Genomic DNA, 3,546 nt, shown 5'->3' on the forward strand with positions numbered 1-3,546 from the left:
AAATCTTGATCGTGGACGACGAGAAGCTTGTGCGCTGGGCGCTGGCGAAGAAGTGTGCGGAATACGGTTACCAAACCGCTGATGCTGCGGACGGGGAAGAAGCTTTGCGCGTCCTGCAAAACGAATCGCCCGACGCCATCCTCCTCGACGTTCACTTGCCGGGGCAGAGCGGCATTGAAGTGCTTGAGAAGCTGAAACAAAGCGGCGATACCCGCACAGTCATCATGATGACCGCGGACCCTCAGCTCGAGGACGTGAAGGCCGCGTTACGACTTGGGGCCTACGACTTCGTCAGCAAACCCATCAATTACGAAGAGCTTGGCGTAACGCTCCAAAACGCGCTGGAAGCGGGCGCGCTGCGCACGGAAGTGGAGTCGCTGCGCGGAGAAGTGCGGCGCCGCACCGGCTACCACGACGTCATCGGCGTGTCGCGCAAGATGACCGAGTTGATGAAGTTCGTGCACAAGGTGGCCGCCAGCGAAGCCAGCACCATCCTCATTCAGGGAGAGAGCGGCACTGGCAAGGATCTGGTCGCGAAGGCGATTCATTATCAGAGCGCGCGCAAAGACAAACCGTTCGTGGCGATCAATTGCTCCGCAATTCCGGAAACTTTGATGGAAGCGGAACTTTTTGGCCACGAGCGCGGCGCATTTACCGACGCGAAGGCCATGAAAAAGGGGCTTTTTGAAGTCGCCGACGGCGGCACGCTTTTTCTGGACGAAATCGGCGAACTCACGCCGCTGCTGCAGGCAAAACTGCTGCGCGTTCTCGAAGATCAGGTGATCCGGCGCGTCGGCGGCGTGCGCGATATCCAGGTAGAGGTTCGCGTGATCGCGGCGTCGAATCGCGATTTGGAGCGTGCCGTGCGCGAAGGCCAGTTTCGCCAGGATTTGTACTACCGGCTGGCCATCATTTCGATTTTTCTTCCGCCGCTGCGCGAACGAAAAGAGGATGTCCCCGCACTCGTTGATTTCTTCATCGATCACTACAACCGCAAGTTTCGCAAGTCGGTGCAGGGGCTGCAGGAGGAAACCAAGCGCCTCCTGATGAATTACGACTGGCCTGGAAATGTCCGCGAACTGAAAAACGCGCTGGAGCGCGCCATGCTTCTGGAGGATGGCACGTCTCTGAAGCCCGACGATTTGCCTTTTGCCGTCGCTACCGGGCGCAGCGGAACGGCCGTAAGCGGAACGACGGCAATGGAAGCGAGCGCGTCTGGTTCGCAGGAACCGCTCGAAGGCGGGTCTAAACGGCGCTTGCCACCGTTGTCCATCCCCGAAGGGGGAACCTCGCTGGAAGACATCGAACATGCCCTGGTGGAATTGGCGTTGAGGCAGTCGCATGGCAACCAGATTAAAGCTGCCAAGCTCCTGGATATCAGCCGCGACGCCCTTCGCTACAAGATGAAAAAGTTTGGACTGGCGCACGGAGAAGAAGAACAGCAGCCCTCCACGACGCACTCTTGAACTCGCACATCAGCCTGGCACATAGCTGCTGCTGACGCACCCGGCTTCACTCGTATCTCAAAGCGACCATCGGATCGACGCGCATCGCCCTGCGTGCGGGGATGTAGCTGGCCATCGCCGCGGCAGCGGCTAAAGCGGCCGCTACACCGGCGTAGGTCAACGGGTCGATGGGCTTGACGCCGAACAGCAACGAGGCCATCAGCCGCATCAGGCCGAGCGCCGCTACCGAACCGACGGCAATGCCGATGGCCGCGAGCCGCGCGCCTTCCGCGATGAACATGCGCCGCACGGTGGAATGCTGGGCGCCAATCGCAACGCGGATGCCGATTTCGCGTGTGCGCTGCGCAACAGAGTATGAAATCACGCCGTACAATCCGGCGACGCCCAGTGCGAAGGCCATGGCGCCCGCAATTCCCAACATGACCAAAGCGAAAGAAGTCCGCGCCAGCGATTTGTTGTACAGATCCTCCAAGGTTTGCGGATTGGCGAGCGGCAGTTCCTTGCTTACGGACCAGACAGCCTGGCTGACTTCCTGCATGAGCGCGCTGGAGCCGGCGCGCGGCGTGCGCACCACATAAGAAACGCCGGGAATGGCGGAGAGTGGCTCGGGACCGAAATGATCCATCAGCAGCGGCCAATAGACAGTTTCGGGGGCGGGTTGATCCACGCCATCCGCCCGCTCATCGCCGACGACACCAATGACCTCAAGCCAGGGGGAAGTGCTCACGTGGCGGATGTGCTTGCCCAACGCTGCTTGTGGCGTGCCCCATAGCTCGCGTGCAAGATTCTCCGAAAGCATGGCGACGCGATGCTGATCGTATAAATCCTCCCAGGTGAAGTCGCGGCCGGCTACCAAGGAATTCCCCATGGTCGCCAGCAGGCCCGGCGAGACGAACTTGTAGACACGGCCGGTGGCCTTCAAGTCGGTTCGGTCTTCGACATCGATGGGGTCGAGCCAGTGCCCGCCAGCCATGGGTACATCGTTGGTCAGCGCGACGCTGGACACGCCGGGGACGGCTGCGATTTTGTCGGCGATACTCTGCTCCATGCGGGTGACAGCAACCGGAGCGGCGGAGACGCTGCGCGGAATAGAAATGTCGAAGGTTTGCAGTTCTTCCGGGCGTACGAAGCCGGGATTTACGTGGCGCAGCGCCTGGAAGGTACGAATCATCAGGCCCGAACTGATCAGCAGAACCAAAGCCAGGGCAACTTGCACGACAACCAGCGTGTTGCGCGCGCGATGGCGCTGGCGGCTTTCGCTGGCGCCGCGGCCGGCGGTACGCAGCGCCGCCGCCACACCGCCGCCGGCATAACGAATGGCGGGAATCAGCCCAAACAACAAGCCTGCAAAAACAGAAATGGCGAAGGTGAAAAGAACGGACCCCGTATCCATGGAAATCTGTTCGAGGCGTGGAAGATTGGCGGGATGCAGGACCTGGAGCAGGCGTAGAGCGGCGAGCGCCAAGCCTGCGCCAACTGCGCCGCCAGCGACACCGAGCACCAGGCTTTCCAGCAGCAATTCGCGCGCAATTTGCCACCAGCCGGCGCCAAGAGCCGAGCGTATGGCGAGTTCCTGTTGGCGGCCTTGCGTGCGCACAAGCATCAAATTTGCCACGTTGGCGCAGGCGATCAGCAGCACGAGTCCGATGGTGCCCATGAGCACCCAGAGCACGCCGCCGATATCTCCCAGCACGCTCGCCTTCAGCGACGTGAATGCGGGCGTGACACGCTCCCACTCGAAACTAGCGAGGGATAGTCCCGGAAATGGGGGAAAGCTGCGAGCGGCGACGGGAATCAGCCGCGCGCAATCGGCGCTGGCTTGCGCAAGCGACACGCCAGGTTTGAGCCGCGCGATTCCGGAATACTGAAATTGCCCCAGGAAGGTCTTGTTGCGGTCGAACTGCAACGGCAATAACACGGCAGCCTTGGAGTCCATGAACCAGAAATTCCGAGGCAGCACGCCGATGACCTGGCGCGGCAGGCCATCGATGATGATGTTGCGGCCGATCATGGAGGCGTCGGCGCCGAACTTGTCGCGCCACAAACCGTACGCCAGCATCACGGTGAGCGGGGCACCGGG

The 3,546-nt window shown here is 61.3% G+C and carries 2 protein-coding genes; one reads left to right on the top strand and one right to left on the bottom strand.

Going from position 1 to position 3,546, the window contains the following annotated elements; translation table 11 throughout:
* A partial coding sequence (locus VFI82_07810) for a sigma-54 dependent transcriptional regulator (protein HET7184576.1) occupies positions 1-1,466 on the top strand: 1,466 nt, incomplete at its 5' end.
* 46 nt (positions 1,467-1,512) lie between these two features.
* On the opposite strand, the gene VFI82_07815 is transcribed toward VFI82_07810, so the two are convergent.
* A partial coding sequence (locus VFI82_07815) for an ADOP family duplicated permease (GenBank protein HET7184577.1) occupies positions 1,513-3,546 on the bottom strand: 2,034 nt, incomplete at its 5' end.

It is taken from the genome of Terriglobales bacterium, assembly GCA_035691485.1.
Lineage (GTDB): Bacteria > Acidobacteriota > Terriglobia > Terriglobales > Acidobacteriaceae > JAIQGF01.